An 18101-nucleotide genomic window follows, 5' to 3' on the forward strand; every position below is an offset into this window, starting at 1 on the left:
TTCGTGCCCTCGGTCAACGCATCACGAACGGGTCGGGCATGGGGGCGGTGGAGAGGTTGATCCACACCGTCTTGAGCTCCGTATAGGCGAGCACCGAATCGATGCCGCTTTCGCGGCCATAGCCGCTGTTCTTGAAGCCACCGATCGGAGCCATGGCCGAGACCGCGCGGTAAGTATTGACCCAGATGATGCCTGAGCGCACGTCGCGGGCCAGGCGGTGGGCACGGCCCAGGTCGCGGGTCCAGATACCGGCGGCGAGGCCGAACTGCGAGTCGTTGGCGATGGCCAGGGCCTCTTGCTCGGTCTTGAAGCGGATCACCGCCGCCACCGGGCCGAACACTTCCTCCTGCATGATCTTCATCGAATTGCTGTCGCACTCGAACAGGGTCGGCTCATAGAACCAGCCATCACCCTCGACCTCGGCGCGCTTGCCGCCCAGGTGCAGCTTGGCGCCCTCGGCCTTGGCCGCGGCGACCAGGCCTTCGACCACGGCCAGCTGTTGGGCGGTGGCCATCGGGCCCATCTCGCTGGCGTCATCCTGGGGGTTGCCGATGCGGATGCGCTTGGCACGCTCCACCAGGCGTGCGACGAACTCATCGAAGATCTCGTCCTGCACCAGCAGGCGCGAACCTGCCACGCAGCTTTGCCCGGAAGCGGCATAGATGCCGGCGACGGCGCCGTTGACGGCGCTGTCCAGGTCGGCGTCGGCGAAGATGATGTTCGGCGACTTGCCACCCAGTTCCAGCGACAGCTTGGCGAAGTTCTCGGCGCTGCTGCGCACCACGTGGCGGGCGGTTGCCGCGCCGCCGGTGAAGGCGATCTTGCGCACCAGTGGGTGACGGGTCAACGCCGCACCAGTGCTAGGGCCGAAGCCTGTGACCACGTTGACCACACCTGCCGGGAAGCCGGCTTCATGGGCCAGCCGCGCCAGCTCCAGGATGGTCGCCGAGGCATGCTCGGACGGCTTGAGCACGATGGTGTTGCCGGCGGCGAGGGCCGGGGCCAGCTTGATCGCGGTCAGGTACAGCGGGCTGTTCCAAGGGATGATCCCGGCCACCACACCGATGGGTTCGTGCACGGTGTAGGCGAACAGGTCCGGCTTGTCCAGGGGCAGGGTGCCGCCTTCGAGCTTGTCGGCAAGGCCTGCGGTGTAGTGGAAGAACTCGGGCAGGTAGCCGACCTGGCCGCGGGTTTCGCGGATCAGCTTGCCGTTGTCACGACTCTCCAGCTGGGCCAGGTGCTCCTTGTTCTCGGCGATCAGGTCGCCCAGGCGGCGCAGCAGCTTGCCTCGCGCAGTGGCGGTCAGGCCACGCCAGGCTGGGTTTTCGAAGGCACGCTGGGCGGCCTGCACGGCCAGCTCGACATCGGCTTCATCGGCATCGGGCAGCTGCGCCCAAGGACGCGCGGTCGCCGGATCGAGGCTGTCGAAGGTCTTGGCGCTCTGCGCATCGCACCATTGGCCGTCGATGCACATCTGGAAACGTACGAGGGTCATGCCACTATCCCCTTGGCGGATTCGGTGAACGTGCGGGCTTGCTTGAGGAAGTCCAGCAGCATCTTGTTGACTTCGCGCGGCGCCTCCACCGGCATCATGTGCCGCTGCTCGGCCAGCACCACGCTGCGTGCCCCTGGGATACGCGCCGCCAGCTGGCGGGCCATGTCCGGGGTCGAGCCCAGGTCGTGCTCGCCGGTGGCGATCAGTGCCGGTACCTGGATGCTGCCCAAGTCCTCGGCGCGGTACATGTCCTGGGTGGCAAACAATTTATAGGTGGTCAGGTAGCCCTGCGGGTCGTTGCCGGCCAGGGTCTGACGAATGGCCGCGACCTGGGCCGGGTTGGCTGCCTGGTACTCACGGCTGAACCAACGCGCCAGCGCCGCTTCGGCATTGGCGTCGGGGCCGTGCTCGGCGGCCTGGGCGGCACGGGCGATGACACCGGCGCTCTGCTCGGGGCTGCGGTTGAACACACTGTTGAGCACCACCAGAGCCGCCAGGCGCTGCGGGTGATGCAGGGCGAAGGCTCGGGCGACCAGGCCGCCCATGGAAAAACCGATGACCGCAGCTTGCGCAATCTGCAGGTGATCAAGCAACTCGGCCAACTGTGCGGCGTAGCCTGCAAGGTCGGTGTCGGCGGCAGGGCGCGGGCTCTGGCCGTGGCCAAGCATGTCGTAGGCGATGACGCGGTAGTCGCTGGACAGGCCGACGAACTGCCCGCCCCACATTTCCTTGTTAAGGCCCACGCCGTGGATCAGCACCACGGGCTGGCCCTGGCCGAGGCTCAGGTAGCTGGTCCCGGCGGGTGTACGTTCAGCAACAGGCTGAATCATGGAGGGCGCTCCTCGAAGGGCGGGCGTGGCGCCAGTGCTTGCGCGCAACGCCCCGGCCCGTCTGGTTGTTGTTATTGAGCGTTGGCCTTCTCGGCGGCCAGTTCTTCCAGGTCGATGTAGCGGTTGCCGATGCGAGGGTGCAGGCGGCCGCCGTCGGCTGCGCCCAGGACCACGACGATCTCGTCGGCGCGCGGGGCGTCTTCGATCTGCATCTCCAGGGTGATGTAGTGCGAACGCAGGCCTTCGTCGTCCTTCTGCATCATCGGAATCTGGATCGAGGTGCCCGGGCCGCCGCGCTTGTTGGTGAAGCTCAGGTAGCTCTTGGCCTGGACAGCTTCGCGGTAGTGATTGCCGAAGCGCAGGGTGTGGATGACGGCCGACGCGTGCTCGATCTCACCGTCGGCACCGACCACGGCCGCCTTGCCATAGGCTTCGATCTTGTCGGCACCACCGATGGCCGCGCACAGGCGCTCGACCATCAGCGCACCGAGGTCGGAGCAGTTGGCGCGGATTTCCGGCTTGAGGTCCTCGACGAAACCGCGACCGGCCCATGGGTTCTTGATCACCACGGCCAGGCCGACCATGGTCACCGGCTTGTCGGTGGCCTTGCCGCCTTCGATACGGGTCTCTTCGGAGTAGGTGACGATCTTGCGGATTTCGAAACTCATGGAGGGCTCCAGGTGAGGGTTATCAGCTCTTGTTGTCTGATGGTATACCATAATATCAGTAGTGCAAGAGGTTGCCTGAAATTTATGTGGCGGGGCGGATGAAAGGCGGGTTGGGGGGATTTGCTGCGCCTGGAAAATCGAGCGCAGCCCGCGCGGCGCATCGCGAGCTGCGCCCCAACTAACAAAACTCAGGCGAACGCCGGCACCACTTCCTTGATGAACAGCTCCAGCGACTTCTTCTTCTCGGCATGGGGCAGGCTGTTGTCACACCAGAAGCTGAATTCGTCGACGCCCAGTTCCTGGTAGTACTTGATGCGCGCGATGATCTGCTCGGGCGTACCGATCATGGTGTTCTTGCGGATGTTCTCCAGCTCGAACGCTGGTACCTCGGCGAACTTCGACTCCGGGCTGGGCTCCAGGAAGCCGTTGACCGGGGTGGTCTTGTTGCCGAACCAGGCATCGAAGGTACGGTAGAAGCGCGAGATGGCCTGGGCGCCGACTTTCCAGCCCTCGGGTTCGTCCGGGCTGTGCACATGGGTGTGGCGCAGCACCATCAGTTGCGGGCGAGGCACCTCGGGGTTGTTGTCCAGGGCTGCCTGGAATTTGTTCTTCAGGTCCAGGACCTCCTCGTCACCCTTCATCAGCGGGGTGACCATGACGTTGCAGCCGTGCTTGACCGCGAAGTTGTGCGAGTCCGGGTCGCGGGCGGCAATCCACATCGGCGGCATGCCTGGCTGTACCGGCTTGGGCACGCTGGTGGAGGTCGGGAACTTGTATACCTCGCCTTCGTGGGCATAGTCGCCCTGCCACAGCTGGCGTACCGCCGGAACCATTTCGCGCAAAGCCTTGCCGCCGTCTGTGGCGGGCATGCCGTTGGCCATGCGGTCGAACTCGAACTGGTAGGCGCCCCGGGCCAGGCCCACTTCCATGCGCCCGTTGCTGATCACATCGAGCAGGGCGCATTCGCCGGCCACGCGGATCGGGTTCCAGAACGGCGCGATGATGGTGCCGGCGCCCAGGCGGATGGTCTCGGTGCGCGCGGCCAGATAGGCGAGCAGCGGCATGGGGCTGGGCGAAATGGTGTATTCCATGGCGTGGTGTTCGCCGATCCATACAGTGCTGAAACCGCCGCGCTCGGCCATCAGGGTCAGTTCGGTCAGGTCTTCGAACAGCTGGCGGTGGCTGACCTGCTCATCCCAACGTTCCATGTGCACGAACAACGAAAATTTCATGGGGGTTTTCCTCGGAGCTTGTTGTTATCGCCTGCCGGAGCAGGCGGTCAGATCTGATGCACGACAAGCGGGCAATCCCGCTGGTGATTCAGGCGAAGGCTGGCAGGCTGGCCATCTTGCCGCGGCAATACACCATTGGCCGTGGTGCTTCCTCGGGCACGATCAGGTTATGCACCTTGCCGACCATGATGGCGTGGTCGCCGCCCTCGTATTCACGCCACAGCTCGCACTCGATGATCGCGGTAGCGTTGGCCAGAAGCGGGTTGCCCAGCTCGCTCAGCGACCACTCGATGCCGGCGGCCTTGTCCTTGCCTTTCTTGGCGAACGCGTAGGCCTCGGCCTGCTGCTCACCGGAAAGCAGGTGGATGGCGAAGCGCTTCTGCTTGATCAGCACGGGGTAGGAGTCGGAGCTGTAGTTAGGGCAGAACAGCACCAGCGGTGGGTCCATGGACAGGGACGAGAAGGCACTGGCAGTGAGGCCGACGATCGAGCCGTCGTCGTCCAGGGTGGTGATGACCGTGACGCCGGACGGGAAGGAGCCCAGGACGTTCTTGTAGACGGTTGCGTCGATCATGGCGTGTTCCTCGGGTAGAGCAGCGGTGGTCCGCATTTTTATCGTTGATGTGTCTGATGGTATACCGTAAGACATCGATTGCAAGCAGAATTTTTTCTGCGGGCTCATAGGCGATAAACGGTAAAGGCCCCGAATTCAGTGGGTTTGTCAGCCAGACGGAAACTTCGAGACGGGGCGCGAGGCAGATCAGATGCGCTGAAAAAGCGCAGCGCAGTGTTGTCAAAAGTTTGGAATACCATAATATGGTGCGCAGCTGAGAGGCCGCCTCGAGCGGTTTCCTACAAAGATAAAAAACGACCTTTCGAGCTGAAAACCATGTCCCAACCGTCGTCGCAACACCAGTTTGTCGAAAATCACACGGTCGATTACGTTCCACCTGCCGAGCGCCATGGGAAGGCGCGTGACCTGTTCACCCTCTGGTTCAGCACCAACATCGCGCCGCTGCCCATCGTCACCGGTGCCATGGTGGTCCAGGTGTTCCACCTGAACCTGGTGTGGGGATTGGTCGCCATCGTGCTGGGGCATCTGCTGGGTGGCGTGGTCATCGCCCTGGCCTCTGCGCAGGGGCCGCAGCTGGGCATCCCGCAGATGGTGCAGAGTCGCGGGCAGTTCGGGCGTTACGGCGCCTTGCTGATCGTGTTCTTCACCGCGTTGATCTATGTCGGGTTCTTCATTTCCAACATCGTGCTGGCGGGCAAGTCGATCCATGGCATCGCCCCTGGCGTGCCGATGCCCATGGCGATCGTCATCGGCGCCCTGAGCGCCACGGCCATCGGCGTGATCGGCTACCGCTTCATCCATACCCTCAACCGCATCGGTACCTGGGTGATGGGTTCGGCGCTGTTGGCAGGCTTCGTCATGATGTTCAGCCAGGCGCTGCCGACGGACTTCTTCAGCCGCGGCGCGTTCAACCTGTCAGGGTTCATCGCCACTGTGTCGCTGGGGGTGATCTGGCAGATCAGCTTCTCGCCCTATACCTCCGACTATTCGCGCTACTTGCCGCGTGAAGTGGGCATCGCCAAGCCGTTCTGGGCCACCTATTTCGGCGCCACCCTGGGGACCATCCTGTGCTTCACTTTCGGTACAGTAGCGGTGCTGTGCGTACCGGAAGGCACCGACGCCATGGCGGCGGTGGAGCAGGCGACGGGTTGGCTGGGGCCGGTGCTGATGGTGCTGTTCCTGTGCAACATCATCAGCCACAACGCGCTCAACCTGTACGGTGCGGTGCTGTCGATCGTCACCGCCATCCAGACCTTCGCGGCCCAGTGGACGCCAAGCGTCAAGGTGCGGGTGGTGCTGGCCACGGTGATCCTGGCAGCGTGCGGGCTGGTGGCGCTCAACGCCTCGGCCGACTTCATCGGCCAGTTCATCGGGCTGATCCTGGCGCTGTTGCTGGTGCTGGTGCCCTGGGCGTCGATCAACCTGATCGACTTCTACCTGATCAAGAAGGGCGTGTACGACATCGCCTCGATCTTCCGCGCCGATGGCGGCATCTATGGGCGCTTCAACCACCACGCGATCATTGCCTATGCCTGCGGCATCCTGGTGCAGTTGCCGTTCGCCAACACGTCGTTGTATGTCGGGCCGTATTCGAACCTGGTGGAAGGGGCGGACCTGTCGTGGCTGTTCGGATTGCTGGTGACGTGCCCGCTGTATTACTGCCTGGCGACCCGGAGCAAGAAACCGAGCGGTGTGGTGCGGGCCGTGCGTGTGAATGACTGATACCAGGGGCTGCCATGCAGCCCAATCGCCGGCAAGCCGGCTCCCACAATGAGCTGGATTTCGCCTCTGTGGGAGCGGGCTTGCTCAGCGATAGGGCCGCATCGCGGCCCCGCTGGCTCACAGCTTGAACTGAGCCACCATCGCGTTCAACTCCACCGCCAACCGCGACAGGTCCTGGGCTGCGGCGCTGGTCTGGTTGGCTCCCGCCGACGTCTGCATGGCCAGGTCGCGGATATTGACCAGGTTGCGGTCCACCTCGCGGGCCACCTGGGCCTGTTCTTCCGAGGCGCTGGCGATCACCAGGTTGCGTTGGTTGATCGAGGCGATGGCCTCGGCGATCACTTCCAATGCCTGGCCAGCCGATTGGGCCACCTCCAGCGTACCGTTGGCGCGGCCCTGGCTGGTGTGCATGGCACTCACCGCGCGCTCCGTGCCGGACTGGATACCACTGATCATCTGCTCGATTTCCGCAGTGGACTGCTGGGTACGGTGGGCGAGGGCGCGCACTTCATCGGCCACCACGGCGAACCCGCGGCCGGCCTCGCCGGCACGGGCCGCTTCGATGGCCGCGTTGAGCGCCAGCAGGTTGGTTTGCCCGGCGATGGCACCGATCACATCCAGCACCCGGCTGATCTCGTTGGCGTTGCTGGCCAGTTGTTCGATTTCCTCGGAGGTCCCGGTTACGTCGTTGACCAGGTGTTGGATAGACGCCAGCGCCTGGTTGACCTGGTCACGGCCGTCGCGGGTGGTCTGGTCGGCGCCCTTGGACGCATCGGCGGTGCTCACCGCGTTGTTGGCCACTTCCTCGACGGCGGCGGTCATCTGGTTGACTGCCGTGGCGGCCTGGTCGATTTCGGCGCTTTGCTGGTGCAGCCCGCGGCTGGTGTCTTCGGTGACCGTGTGCAGCTCCTCGGAGGCAGAAGCCAGCTGGTCGGAGGAGGCGGCGATCTTGCGCAGCGTCTCGCGCAGGCTCTGTTGCATGCGGCCCAGGGCGCGCAGCAGTTGTGCCGGCTCGTCACGGCCGTCCACTTGAATATCGCGGGTCAGGTCGCCGGTGGCCACCCGTTCGGCGACCTGCACGGCGTCGGCCAGGGGCAGGACGATGCTGCGGGTGAGCAGCAGGGCGATGGCGACCAGGGCGAGCAGAATCACCACCAGGGTGCCCACGATCAGCGCGAAGGCTTCATCGGACGCCGTGCTGCTGCGCAGGGACGACTGTTCGGCGTTGTGGGCGTTGTACTGGATGAGCGCACCGAGTGCCTTCATCATACTGTCGGCGTATTCGGCCATAGGGCCATTGATCAGCCGGCGTGCGTCGTCGAGCTGCCCGGCGGCGACGGCGTCACGAATGGATCGCTGCTGGCCATGGTAGCGCTCGCTCAGCTGCATGAACGTGTTGAACAAGGCACGGTCTTCGTCGACGACGATGGTACCTTCGTACACCTTCAGGTCTTTCTCAAGTTTCTGGTTGATCTCGACGATCTTGTCCAGGACGACCTTGCGCGCGGCGGGTTGCTCTTCCAGAGCGCTGCGCAGGGTCAGCGCCCTGGCCCGCCCCAGGCCATTGCTGATATCGCCCAGCGAGATGATTGCCGGCAGCCAGTTCACACGGATCTCGTCCGTGGCGCTGTCCATCTTGCGGGTTTCGTAAAGCGCGATCAGGCCCATGGCCAGGACCAGAAGACCCAACAGGGCGAATACGCCGGCTGCCCGTATGCCGATTTTCAGATTCCGTAGTTGCATGTGAGATTTCCTTGGCGGTAGCGGCATCAAGAGCACGGACAAGACGGCACGGGTCGGGTATTTGCACTCATGATGCGCTGAGAGTTGAAAATAAATCCTTACCATCCTTATTGTTTTTAGCAGAATGATGACATATGGCCATCATTTATGGGTAGGCGCTCAACGACGCTTTGGTACCCCCAAAACGACCTCGACGAAAGTCCTTGCGCCATTGACCAGGCCCTGTGTCAGGCGGACAGGGCGACGCCTGGTCGACGCATGGCTTATGCTGACTATTCAGTTTGCCGAAGGAGCCTGTCATGACGTGGTCCGCTACCCAATATTCCCTGTTCGAGGACGAGCGCACCCGCGCTGTGCGCGACCTGCTGGCCGCAGTGCCGCCACGCCCGGTGCGTCACGCCACCGACCTTGGGTGCGGCCCGGGCAACTCCACCGAAGTGCTGCGTGGCCAACACCCCGATGCCATGGTGGTGGCCCTGGACAGCGATCCCGACATGATCGACAAAGCGCGTCAGCGGCGGCGCCTGTGCGTACCCCAGGTGCGCTGCGAAATCGGTGACATCGCCAGCTGGACAGCCAGCGAGCCGCAGGACCTGATCCTGGCCAACGCATCGCTGCAATGGGTACCCGACCATGGCACCTTGTACCCACATCTGGTGCGGCAATTGACCGAAGGCGGGAGCCTGGCCGTGCAAACACCGGACAACATCGATGAACCGGCCCATCGGCAATTGCGCGAGATCGCCAGCCAAGGGCCATGGGCGGGCAAGTTCGCCGACTTTTCGCTGCCGCCACGGCATAACGCGGCGTTCTACTACGACCTGCTCAGCCCCCTGTGCACCCGAGTAGATGTGTGGCGCACGACCTACCATCACCCGATGGCCGGTGGTGCCGAAGCGGTCGTGGAGTGGTTCAAGGGCTCGGCCCTGCGCCCGTATCTGGCACGGCTGGATGAACGGGAGCAGGCGGATTTCCTGCAGCTCTACCTGCAGGCGATGCAGCAGGACTACCCGCCTGCCAGCGATGGCAAGGTGCTGTTGCCGTTCCCACGGTTGTTCGTGGTCGCTACCCGCTAGCGCGGCGCCAGCGCCAGGCCACGTAGCCATATACAGCCAGGTTCAGCAGCAGTACGAACATGCCCAGCAGGAGCTGGATTTGCGGCGTCAGCCCGGCGGGGTAGATCAACGGCCAGATGTAATGCTCGATGAAGCCGCCCGGGTAGCCGGCCTGGCCCGCGGCGGCACGCAGGCGGTTTTCCCAGACAGTCAACGGGCAGCCCAGGTGCAGGCATTCCACAGCCAGGCCCCAGGCCATGGCCGGCAGGTGAATGAACAGGGCAGGGCGCCACTTGAGCGTCAGCAGGCCGCCGAACAACACCAGCAGGATGAAGGCCAGGTGCAGGAGGACCAGGGCGTCGGCGGCGAGGCGGGGGAGCATGCTGGGAGTCCGCGAAGAAGCGTTACCTGAGCATAGGTCTCTTGCCAGTACGATGGAAATTGTGTCTGGCCTATCGCCGGCAAACCGGCTCCCACTTGTCCTGCGCTGTATCAGAGACACTGCCAGACCTGTGGGAGCCGGCTTGCCAGCGATGAGGGCTCAGGGGTGTTCACGCACCATTTCCAGGAAGGTCGCCACCACCCGCCGGGTGCGCTGTTCGCTCAGGCATACCAGGGTCTCGGTCAGGTGCCGTTGGCAGTCGAGGATCGGCAGTGCGCACACCCGGGCATCGGCGCCGAACTCGGCGGCCGACACCACACCCACGCCAATGCCTACCACCACTGCTTCCCGTGCGGCCTCGCGGCCTTCGACCTGGATCGCCGGGCGGATGCGCAGGCCGGCACGTTGCATTTCCTCCTCAAGCGTCTGGCGGGTCACCGAACCCGGTTCGCGCAGCACCAGCGGGGTATCGTCCAGGTCGGCGAGGGTGATCGAGCTGCGGCTGGCCCAGGGATGGTTGCGCGAGACGAACGCCACCATCGGGTCGCGGCGCATGGGCACGCAGAACAGCCGCTCGTCATCGACATCGCGCCCGAGCAAGGCCAGGTCTGCCTGGTAACTGAACAGGCGGGCCAGGGATTCGTCGGTGTTGCCCGTTTCGATCTTCACTTGGATACCTGGGTAGCGCTGGCAGAACCGGGCGATCTGCGGCAGTACGTGGACCGGGGCGTCCACGGCCAGCACCAGGCTGCCGGTATGCAGGGCGCGGGAGTCCTGCAGCAGCTCCACCGCCTCGGCTTCGCAGGCGAACAGCCGCTGGGTGACACCCAACAGGCGCTCGCCCAGGTCGGTCAGTTGCACCGAACGTTTGTTGCGGTGGAACAGCAGCACACCGAAACGTTCCTCGAGCTTGCGCACCTGGTCGGAGACTGCCGGCTGGGTGAGGAACAGTTTTTCCGCGGCACGGGTGAAGCTGCCTTGCTCGGCAACTGCGTGAAAGGCCTTGAGTTGAGCGTGGGAGACCGACATGACCACTCCGTAACAAGCTGAGCTTATGTGTGAAATACGATAAATCGATTTTATTTATCAGTCACCAACTGGTTCCATGTTCGACAGCCCAGCGGCGTTGCCAAAAGCAACCACCGGAGGCCATGGCACTTCCCCGGTCACGCCCGACCGCCGTGCCATCTGACCAATGACGGTCCTACTCGTCATGCAGTGCGCAACACAACAACAAAACAGGCGTTTTTTCACATTCTGCCGGCACACTCGAGCAAGAGGTCAGAGTCAAATGAATCAATCCCTAGCGGCCATGAAGCGCTGGCGCGTCCAGATCTTCGCAATCACCTGGCTGGCATATGCCGCCTTCTATTTCACCCGCAAGGCCTTCTCGGTCGCCAAGCTCGGCATCGGCGAAGATCCCTCGTTCATGCTCGACAAGGCCGCCATGGCCAACCTCGATGCGATCTACCTGGCGGCCTACGCCGTGGGCCAGTTCACCTGGGGCATGCTGGCCGACCGCTTCGGCCCGCGCGTGGTGGTGCTCGGCGGCCTGCTGATCTCGGCCGCCGCGGCAGTGGTGATGGGCAGCTACGCGACTTTCCCGATCTTCGCCACCTGCATGCTGGTCCAGGGTCTGGCCCAGTCCACCGGGTGGGCGGGGCTGTGCAAGAACATCGGCAGCTTCTTCCCGGCGGTGCAACGCGGGCGGGTGCTGGGCCTGTGGAGTTCGTGCTACGCCTTCGGTGGCCTGGTGGCTTCTCCGTTCGCCGGCTGGTGGGCCTATACCCTGGTCGGCACCTGGCACGCGGCGTTTTTCTCCAGCGCCGCAGTGGTGGCGGGCGTGGCGGTCTTGTTCTTCATCTTCCAGCGCAACAAGCCCGAAGACGTCGGCCTGCAGCCGGTGGAGCCCGAGCCACAGAGCATGGCGCCGGGCTCGAACCTGTGCAGCGTCTGGGCGCCGTTGAAGGAGATCCTGCGCAACCGCACGGTGCTGACCCTGGGGCTTGCCTACTTCATGCTCAAGCCGGCGCGCTACGCCATTCTGCTGTGGGGCCCGGTGATCGTCTTCGAACACATGCCGTCGGTGGGCAAGGTGGGGGCCGCCATCATTCCGACTGCCTTCGAGCTGGCGGGCCTGCTCGGGCCGATCATCATCGGCGTTGCCTCCGACAAACTGTTCGGGGCACGGCGCATGCCCGCCTGCGTGATCAGCCTGGTACTGCTGACCCTGGTGCTGGCGGGCTTCATGGGCGCCATGCAAACCGGCAGCGTGGTCCTGGTCGTGGCCTTGCTGTTCGTGATGGGCCTGACCCTGTACGGGCCTGACTCGATGATCAGCGGCGCGGCCGCCATCGATTTCGGCACGGCCAAGGCCGGTGCTACCGCGGCAGGCTTCGTCAACGGTTGCGGCTCGGTGGGCGCGGTACTCGGCGGCCTGCTGCCTGGCTACTTCGACAGCGTCACGGTGTTCATCATCTTTGCCTGCACCGCGCTGTTCTCCGCCCTTGTGCTCCTGCCGCACTGGAACAGCCGTCCGGCCAGCCTCGTGGCGGCCAATGACGTGGCCCCGAACACTGCAATGGCGATCAAGCCCGCACGCACCTGAGGAATGCAATAGATGAGACCCTTCTGGCTGCAACAGGCCCTGGACATCGAAGGCGAGGCACCATGCCCGCCGCTCGCCGGTGACGCGCGCTGCGACGTGTGTATCGTCGGGGGGGGCTACACCGGCCTATGGACCGCCTTGATGATCAAGGAACAGGCACCCTCGCTGGATGTGCTACTGATCGAGGCGGATATCTGTGGTGCCGGGGCCAGCGGCCGGAACGGCGGGTGTGCATTGTCATGGTCGGCCAAGTATTTCACCCTCGAGCGGCTGTTCGGGGCGGCCGAGGCGGTGCGTCTGGTGCGTGAGTCGGAGCGCAGCATCACCGCCATCGGTGAGTTCTGCGCGGCCAATGGCATCCAGTGCGACTACCGCCTGGACGGCACCTTGTATACTGCGACCAACCAGGCTCAGGTCGGCAGCACCGATGCGGTGATCGCTGCCCTGGAGAACAAGGGGATCAATTCGTTCCAACGCCTGCCGCTGGAACAGGTGCAACGCCTCGCCGGGTCCACCCGGCACCTGGAAGGCTGGTATTCGCCGGCTGCCGCCACGGTGCAACCGGGCCGGCTGGTGCGCGGCCTGCGGCGGGTGGCCTTGGCACGGGGGGTACGGATCCACGAAGGCACGGCGATGACGGGCCTGGAGCATGGCGCACCGGTACAGGTGCACACCCGCCAGGGGACCATTCGCGCCGACCGTGTGGTGCTGGGCCTCAATGCCTGGATGGCGCGGGCCTTCCCGCAGTTCGAGCGCAGCGTGGCGATCGTCTCCAGCGATATGGTGATCACCGAGCCGTGCCCGGAACTGCTGCGTGAAATTGGCCTGGTCAGCGGTGTGAGCGTTCTCGATTCACGGATTTTCGTGCACTACTACCACAACACCAGCGACGGGCGGCTGATGCTCGGCAAAGGGGGCAACACCTTCGCCTATGGCGGGCGTATGTTGCCGGTGTTCGACCAACCATCGCCTTACCGGCCACTGCTGCGCGAGAGCCTCGGCGCGTTTTTCCCGGCGCTGGCCGACGTGCCGCTGGCGGCCAGTTGGAACGGCCCGTCTGACCGCTCGGTGACCGGCCTGCCGTTCTTCGGCCGGCTGGATGGGCAGGGCAATGTGTTCTATGGCTTTGGTTATTCCGGCAGTGGCGTGGGGCCATGCCACATGGGTGGGCAGATCCTGTCGTCGCTGGCCCTGGGGCAGGACAACCCCTGGACCCGTTCACCGCTGGTCAAGGGGCCGCTGGGCCAGTTCCCGCCGGAGCCGATCCGCTATCTGGGGTCGTTGATGGTGCGCAATGCCATCCGTCGCAAGGAGCGCGCCGAGGACCGCGGTGTACGGCCACGGCACCTGGACGTGCGCCTGGCGCGGTTCGCGGCGGCGGCGGGCAAGGCCGACAAAGCCTGATTTTCTGCCCTGATCGCGGGGCCTGTGTCGAGATTTCTTGTCGATCCAACCGGCGAGGGCGTATAAACTGCTCCCACTTTTTGGCCGGTCGCTTCCTGAACCGGCCGCTGAAACAAAGAGAGTCGACATGGGCGCACAGTGGAAAGCCAAGCATAAAGAAGCCGCAGCCAATGCCAAGGGCAAGATCATGGGCAAGCTGGCCAAGGAAATTCAGATCGCTGCCAAGTCCGGCGCCGACCCGGACATGAACCCGCGCCTGCGCCTGGCCGTGGAACAGGCCAAGAAGGCCTCGATGACCCGTGAAACCCTCGAGCGCGCCATCCGCAAGGGCGCAGGCCTGGACGGCGACTCGGTGCAGTATCACGCAGTGACCTACGAAGGGTTCGCCCCGCACCAGGTGCCGCTGATCGTCGAATGCCTGACCGACAACATCAACCGTACCGTCGCCGAGATCCGCGTGGCCTTCCGCAAGGGCCAGCTCGGTGCCAGCGGTTCGGTCGCCTGGGACTTCAAGCATGTCGGCCTGATCGAGGCGACACCCAACGGCGATGCCGACCCTGAACTGGCCGCCATCGAGGCCGGTGCCCAGGACTTCGAGGACGGCGAGGAAGAGGGGTCGACCCTGTTCATCACCGACACCACCGACCTGGACGCCGTGCAGAAGGCCCTGCCGGAGCACGGCTTCACCGTAATCTCGGCGAAGATCGGCTACACCCCGAAGAACCCGGTCAGCGCAGCCAGCCTGAGCGCCGAGGCCCTCGCCGAGGTCGAGGCCTTCCTCGAGGCCATCGACAACCATGACGACGTGCAGAACGTCTATGTCGGCCTGACTGACTGATCCACGGGCCCCAATCACGGGGCAAGCCCGTTCCCGCAGGTCTACTGCAGCCCTTGCGGGAGCGGGCTTGCCCCGCGATCGAGGGCGCCGCCCTCGCCGGACCCCTCATCGATGAATCCCACCTTCGCCTCTCTCAGCCTCGCGCACCTGCGCACCCTCGACTGCCTCCTGCAGCTGAAGAACCTCAGCCACGCCGCCGAGCGTCTGGGCTGCAGCCAGTCGGCCTTGAGCCGGCAATTGGCCAACCTGCGCGACGCCTTCGACGATCCCTTGCTGGTACGCCAAGGCCGCGGCTACGTGCTCAGCGAGCATGCCGAGTCGTTGGTCGAGCCCCTGCGCCAAGTGCTGGAAGAACTGCAAGCCCTGCGCCAACCGGCGGTCTTCGATCCGGCGCGCTGCGAGCGACGTTTTTGCCTGGCGGCCTCGGACTATGTGGCCGAGCACATGCTGCCCTTGCTGGTAACAGCCCTGGAGCGCGAAGCGCCCGGCGTCACCCTGGAATATCGCACCTGGCAGGCGGGGCAGTACGCCTTGCTGGCCAGCGGCGAGATCGACCTGGCCACCACCTTGTTCGACGAGTCGCCGCCCAATCTGCACGGGCGCCTGCTGGGCGAGGACCGGGCGGTGTGCCTGATGCGCCAGGATCACCCATTGACCGCCTGTGCCAGTGTGAGCCAGGACAACTACCTGGCGTTCAAGCATGTGCGCATTTCAGGCGGCGGCGACAAGGACAGTTTCATCGACCGGCACCTGCGCGCTCAGGGCCTGCAACGACGGATCGGCCTTCAGGTGCCGTTCTTCTGCGCCGCGGTGCAGGTGATCGGCAATGGCCAGGCCCTGGCCACGGTGCCCGAGCACATTGCCCGTCAGCTGTGCCGCTTGCACCCGCTGGCCTGGCGGCCACTAGGTTTCATTGCCCATACCCAGCGCTACTGGGTGGTCTGGCACCAGCGGCTGCAGGCCTCGGCCGAGCACCGTTGGTTGCGCAACCGGGTGTTCGAGTTGTGGCGCCAGTCGCAGTTCGGTGTGCACGGCGGGCATGCGCCTTCGCCATAGCAGCTATGCGCCAAGCGGGGTTCTTTGCGCAGGGAGAGGGCGCCTAGACTCTCCGGCATGACGCAGGTCCAATCGCGGGACAAGCCCGCTCCTACAAACGAATCGCTGCCCCCATGGGTCGGCCGCCGGTTTTTTGTAGGAGCGGGCTTGCCTCGCGATTGGGCCTGCACTGACCACCAAGATGCCCAGGAGCGCGCCCATGACCCCAGAAGACTTCCGCAAATACGGCCACCAACTGATCGACCTGATCGCCGACTACCGCCAAGGCGTCGCCGAGCGTCCGGTCATGGCCCAGGTCGAGCCAGGCTACCTCAAGGCCGCGTTGCCCGCGGCGGCTCCGCAACAGGGCGAGCCGTTCGAGGCGATCCTCGCCGATGTCGACAAGCTGCTGATGCCTGGACTGTCCCACTGGCAACATCCGGACTTCTACGGCTATTTCCCCTCCAACGGTACCTTGTCGTCTGTGCTGGGCGATTTTCTCAGCACCGGCCTGGGCGTGTTGGGCCTGTCGTGGCAGTCCAGTCCGGCGCTGAGCGAGCTGGAGGAAACCACCCTCGATTGGCTACGCCAGCTGCTGGGGCTCTCCGCGCACTGGAGCGGGGTGATCCAGGACACCGCGTCCACCAGCACCTTGGTCGCGTTGATCTGTGCCCGTGAGCGGGCCACCGACTACGCCCTGGTGCGTGGTGGGTTGCAGGCCCAGGAGAAACCCCTGGTGGTCTATGTCAGTGCTCATGCCCATAGCTCGGTGGACAAGGCTGCGCTGCTGGCCGGTTTCGGTCGCCAGAACATCCGCCTGATCCCCACCGACGAACGTTTCGCCATGCGTCCGGAGGCGCTGCAGGCCGCTATCGAGGAAGACCTGGCCGTTGGTAACCAACCCTGTGCCGTTGTCGCCACGACCGGTACCACGGCCACCACCGCGCTCGACCCATTGGCCGCGATCGGTGCCATTACCCAGGCGCACCAGCTGTGGTTGCATGTCGATTCGGCCATGGCGGGCTCGGCGATGATCCTGCCCGAATGCCGTTGGATGTGGGCGGGCATCGAGCTGGCCGACTCGGTGGTGGTCAATGCCCACAAGTGGTTGGGCGTGGCCTTCGATTGCTCGATCTACTACGTGCGCGACCCGCAGCACCTGATTCGGGTGATGAGCACCAACCCCAGCTACCTGCAGTCGGCAGTGGACGGGGAGGTGAAGAACCTGCGTGATTGGGGGATCCCCTTGGGGCGTCGGTTCCGTGCCCTGAAGCTGTGGTTCATGCTGCGCAGTGAAGGTGTCGAGGCCCTGCAGCAACGTTTACGCCGCGATCTGGACAACGCTCGCTGGCTGGCCGAGCAGGTCGAGGCCGCACCCGAATGGGAGCTGCTGGCGCCGGTGCAGTTGCAGACCCTGTGTATCCGCCACCGGCCAACAGGGCTGGAAGGTGAAGCCCTGGATGCACATACCCGCGCCTGGGCGGATCGGCTCAATGGTTCCGGCAATGCCTATGTGACGCCGGCGACTCTGGATGGACGCTGGATGGTGCGAATATCGGTGGGCGCGCTGCCCACCGAACGGGCTCATGTGGAACGGTTATGGGCGAATCTGCAGGGTATCGTCAAGGCTTGAGTCCACACGCTCGTGTTGTGGCCTGATAGCGGGCATGAGCATCAGGTTGGCCTTGTGATCGGGCTGTGCAGCGGCCCGGTCACCTCACAGCCATTTCCCGTGCGGCGACGACGTTATCTGCAACTGGAAAGACGATGCTTCAACACACCTATTACTTCTGCCAGTTAGTACCAGTGCTGTCCTTGGCTACCATCCACATCGCTGGTTGAGAGGTTAAATGTAGCGGCTCAATGCAGGGAAGAACGGGCAGTTCGATGCCCGGTTTAATTGTATGGACGAGTGAGAGGATATGTGATCAGGATGAACTAGCGCCCCGCGTACTTCACATGGGAAACATCTAAATGTTTTGACCAGCACCGTCAGCGGTGTTGTCCTTTCTTCGCCCCCGCCTTTTTCCTCCGTTGTAATGTCTGGTGTGTGCGACGGAACTGCGCCTCCTTCAATAAAAATTACTTGCTTCAGGCGAGCGCTTTGCCTGTACAGGGTCGACACATTGTTGGGCTTCGGCCGACGACCGTGTCAGGGGGCGCGCCTGCTCATGATTAAATGAGGCTGGATATGTCGCGAAAAGAATTTGATGTTCCTGCTGCCGTCAAACTGACGGCGGCGGCTGGGCTGCGCTCTTGCGCAGAACTGCATACCGAGCTGGGTGCGGAACTCACCTTGTGTCAGGTGCAAGCGTTGCATCAGGCTGCCCGCAAGGCATGCAACGATGCGCTGATAAACGAAAAAAAGATCCTGACTCGCGCCTCGCCTCTATTGCCCCAGGCGATCAGGCGCGGCATGGCATCTCCCGATGCAGCGGTGCACGACTACAAAGAATGGTTCGGCGGCCGCGCAGCGAAGTTTGCCGCCCCAGGCAGTGTCGCCTCGATGTTCTCG

At 64.2% G+C, this 18101-nt stretch carries 16 protein-coding genes and 1 pseudogene; 8 read left to right on the forward strand and 9 right to left on the reverse strand.

Annotation, left to right across the window (positions count from 1 at the left end; translation table 11 throughout):
* Positions 1-13: 13 nt before the first annotated feature.
* The 5 genes from AC1MHZ_RS15245 to AC1MHZ_RS15265 form a co-directional block, all read right to left on the reverse strand.
* Positions 14-1495, reverse strand: coding sequence for an aldehyde dehydrogenase (locus AC1MHZ_RS15245; protein WP_324815942.1), 1482 nt, complete (start codon positions 1493-1495; stop codon positions 14-16).
* Positions 1492-2325: an alpha/beta fold hydrolase gene (locus AC1MHZ_RS15250; protein WP_084853536.1), complete on the reverse strand. Its 834-nt coding sequence runs from the start codon at positions 2323-2325 to the stop codon at positions 1492-1494. Before AC1MHZ_RS15250 ends, AC1MHZ_RS15245 begins: the two co-directional genes overlap by 4 nt.
* A 71-nt stretch (positions 2326-2396) precedes the next feature.
* The gene (locus AC1MHZ_RS15255; RefSeq protein ID WP_084853534.1) at positions 2397-2993 is read right to left on the reverse strand and encodes an amino acid synthesis family protein; all 597 of its coding nucleotides are present in this window, start codon (positions 2991-2993) and stop codon (positions 2397-2399) included.
* 188 nt (positions 2994-3181) lie between these two features.
* Complete coding sequence (locus AC1MHZ_RS15260; protein WP_084853533.1) at positions 3182-4225, reverse strand: LLM class flavin-dependent oxidoreductase; 1044 nt, start codon at positions 4223-4225, stop codon at positions 3182-3184.
* Between the two features lie 88 nt (positions 4226-4313).
* Complete coding sequence (locus AC1MHZ_RS15265; protein ID WP_196143078.1) at positions 4314-4799, reverse strand: flavin reductase family protein; 486 nt, start codon at positions 4797-4799, stop codon at positions 4314-4316.
* 315 nt (positions 4800-5114) lie between these two features.
* Between AC1MHZ_RS15265 and AC1MHZ_RS15270 the strand changes: the two genes are divergently transcribed.
* Positions 5115-6521, forward strand: a complete 1407-nt coding sequence (locus tag AC1MHZ_RS15270; protein WP_084853529.1) for a purine-cytosine permease family protein — start codon at positions 5115-5117, stop codon at positions 6519-6521.
* Between the two features lie 117 nt (positions 6522-6638).
* Here the strand turns inward: AC1MHZ_RS15270 and AC1MHZ_RS15275 are convergent, their stop codons facing one another.
* Both AC1MHZ_RS15275 and AC1MHZ_RS15280 read right to left on the reverse strand, forming a co-directional pair.
* Positions 6639-7502, reverse strand: coding sequence for a methyl-accepting chemotaxis protein (locus AC1MHZ_RS15275; protein WP_416768150.1), 864 nt, complete (start codon positions 7500-7502; stop codon positions 6639-6641).
* Positions 7494-8369: pseudogene (locus AC1MHZ_RS15280) on the reverse strand (MCP four helix bundle domain-containing protein); the annotation flags it as partial. The gene AC1MHZ_RS15275 and the pseudogene AC1MHZ_RS15280, both read right to left, overlap by 9 nt.
* Before the next feature lie 194 nt (positions 8370-8563).
* On the opposite strand from AC1MHZ_RS15280, the gene tam reads away from it, so the two are divergent.
* Positions 8564-9340 (forward strand): trans-aconitate 2-methyltransferase, encoded by a 777-nt coding sequence (gene tam / locus AC1MHZ_RS15285; protein ID WP_084853525.1) that lies wholly within the window; start codon positions 8564-8566, stop codon positions 9338-9340.
* On the opposite strand, the gene AC1MHZ_RS15290 is transcribed toward tam, so the two are convergent.
* Together AC1MHZ_RS15290 and AC1MHZ_RS15295 are read right to left on the reverse strand one after the other, a co-directional pair.
* Positions 9330-9701 carry a DUF2784 domain-containing protein gene (locus AC1MHZ_RS15290; protein WP_084853523.1) on the reverse strand — a complete coding sequence of 124 codons (372 nt, stop codon included), beginning with the start codon at positions 9699-9701 and terminating at the stop codon, positions 9330-9332. The genes tam and AC1MHZ_RS15290 overlap by 11 nt on opposite strands.
* Before the next feature lie 159 nt (positions 9702-9860).
* The gene (locus AC1MHZ_RS15295; RefSeq protein WP_084853521.1) at positions 9861-10730 is read right to left on the reverse strand and encodes a LysR substrate-binding domain-containing protein; all 870 of its coding nucleotides are present in this window, start codon (positions 10728-10730) and stop codon (positions 9861-9863) included.
* Between the two features lie 262 nt (positions 10731-10992).
* Between AC1MHZ_RS15295 and AC1MHZ_RS15300 the strand changes: the two genes are divergently transcribed.
* The 6 genes from AC1MHZ_RS15300 to AC1MHZ_RS15325 all read left to right on the forward strand — a co-directional run.
* Complete coding sequence (locus tag AC1MHZ_RS15300) at positions 10993-12309, forward strand: MFS transporter (RefSeq protein WP_084853519.1); 1317 nt, start codon at positions 10993-10995, stop codon at positions 12307-12309.
* Positions 12310-12321: 12 nt separating this feature from the next.
* Complete coding sequence (locus AC1MHZ_RS15305) at positions 12322-13713, forward strand: FAD-dependent oxidoreductase (RefSeq protein ID WP_324815924.1); 1392 nt, start codon at positions 12322-12324, stop codon at positions 13711-13713.
* A gap of 127 nt (positions 13714-13840) precedes the next feature.
* Positions 13841-14551: a YebC/PmpR family DNA-binding transcriptional regulator gene (locus AC1MHZ_RS15310; protein WP_324815921.1), complete on the forward strand. Its 711-nt coding sequence runs from the start codon at positions 13841-13843 to the stop codon at positions 14549-14551.
* A gap of 111 nt (positions 14552-14662) precedes the next feature.
* A complete protein-coding gene (locus tag AC1MHZ_RS15315; RefSeq protein ID WP_465001178.1) occupies positions 14663-15607 on the forward strand; it encodes a LysR family transcriptional regulator in 945 nt (314 codons plus the stop codon).
* 199 nt (positions 15608-15806) lie between these two features.
* Positions 15807-17219: a DOPA decarboxylase gene (locus AC1MHZ_RS15320; RefSeq protein ID WP_084853512.1), complete on the forward strand. Its 1413-nt coding sequence runs from the start codon at positions 15807-15809 to the stop codon at positions 17217-17219.
* Between the two features lie 558 nt (positions 17220-17777).
* Positions 17778-18101 (forward strand): hypothetical protein (locus tag AC1MHZ_RS15325; RefSeq protein ID WP_482966576.1); only part of this gene is annotated, 324 nt, incomplete at its 3' end.

The sequence above is a fragment of the Pseudomonas sp. FA-1 genome (genome assembly GCF_056856075.1).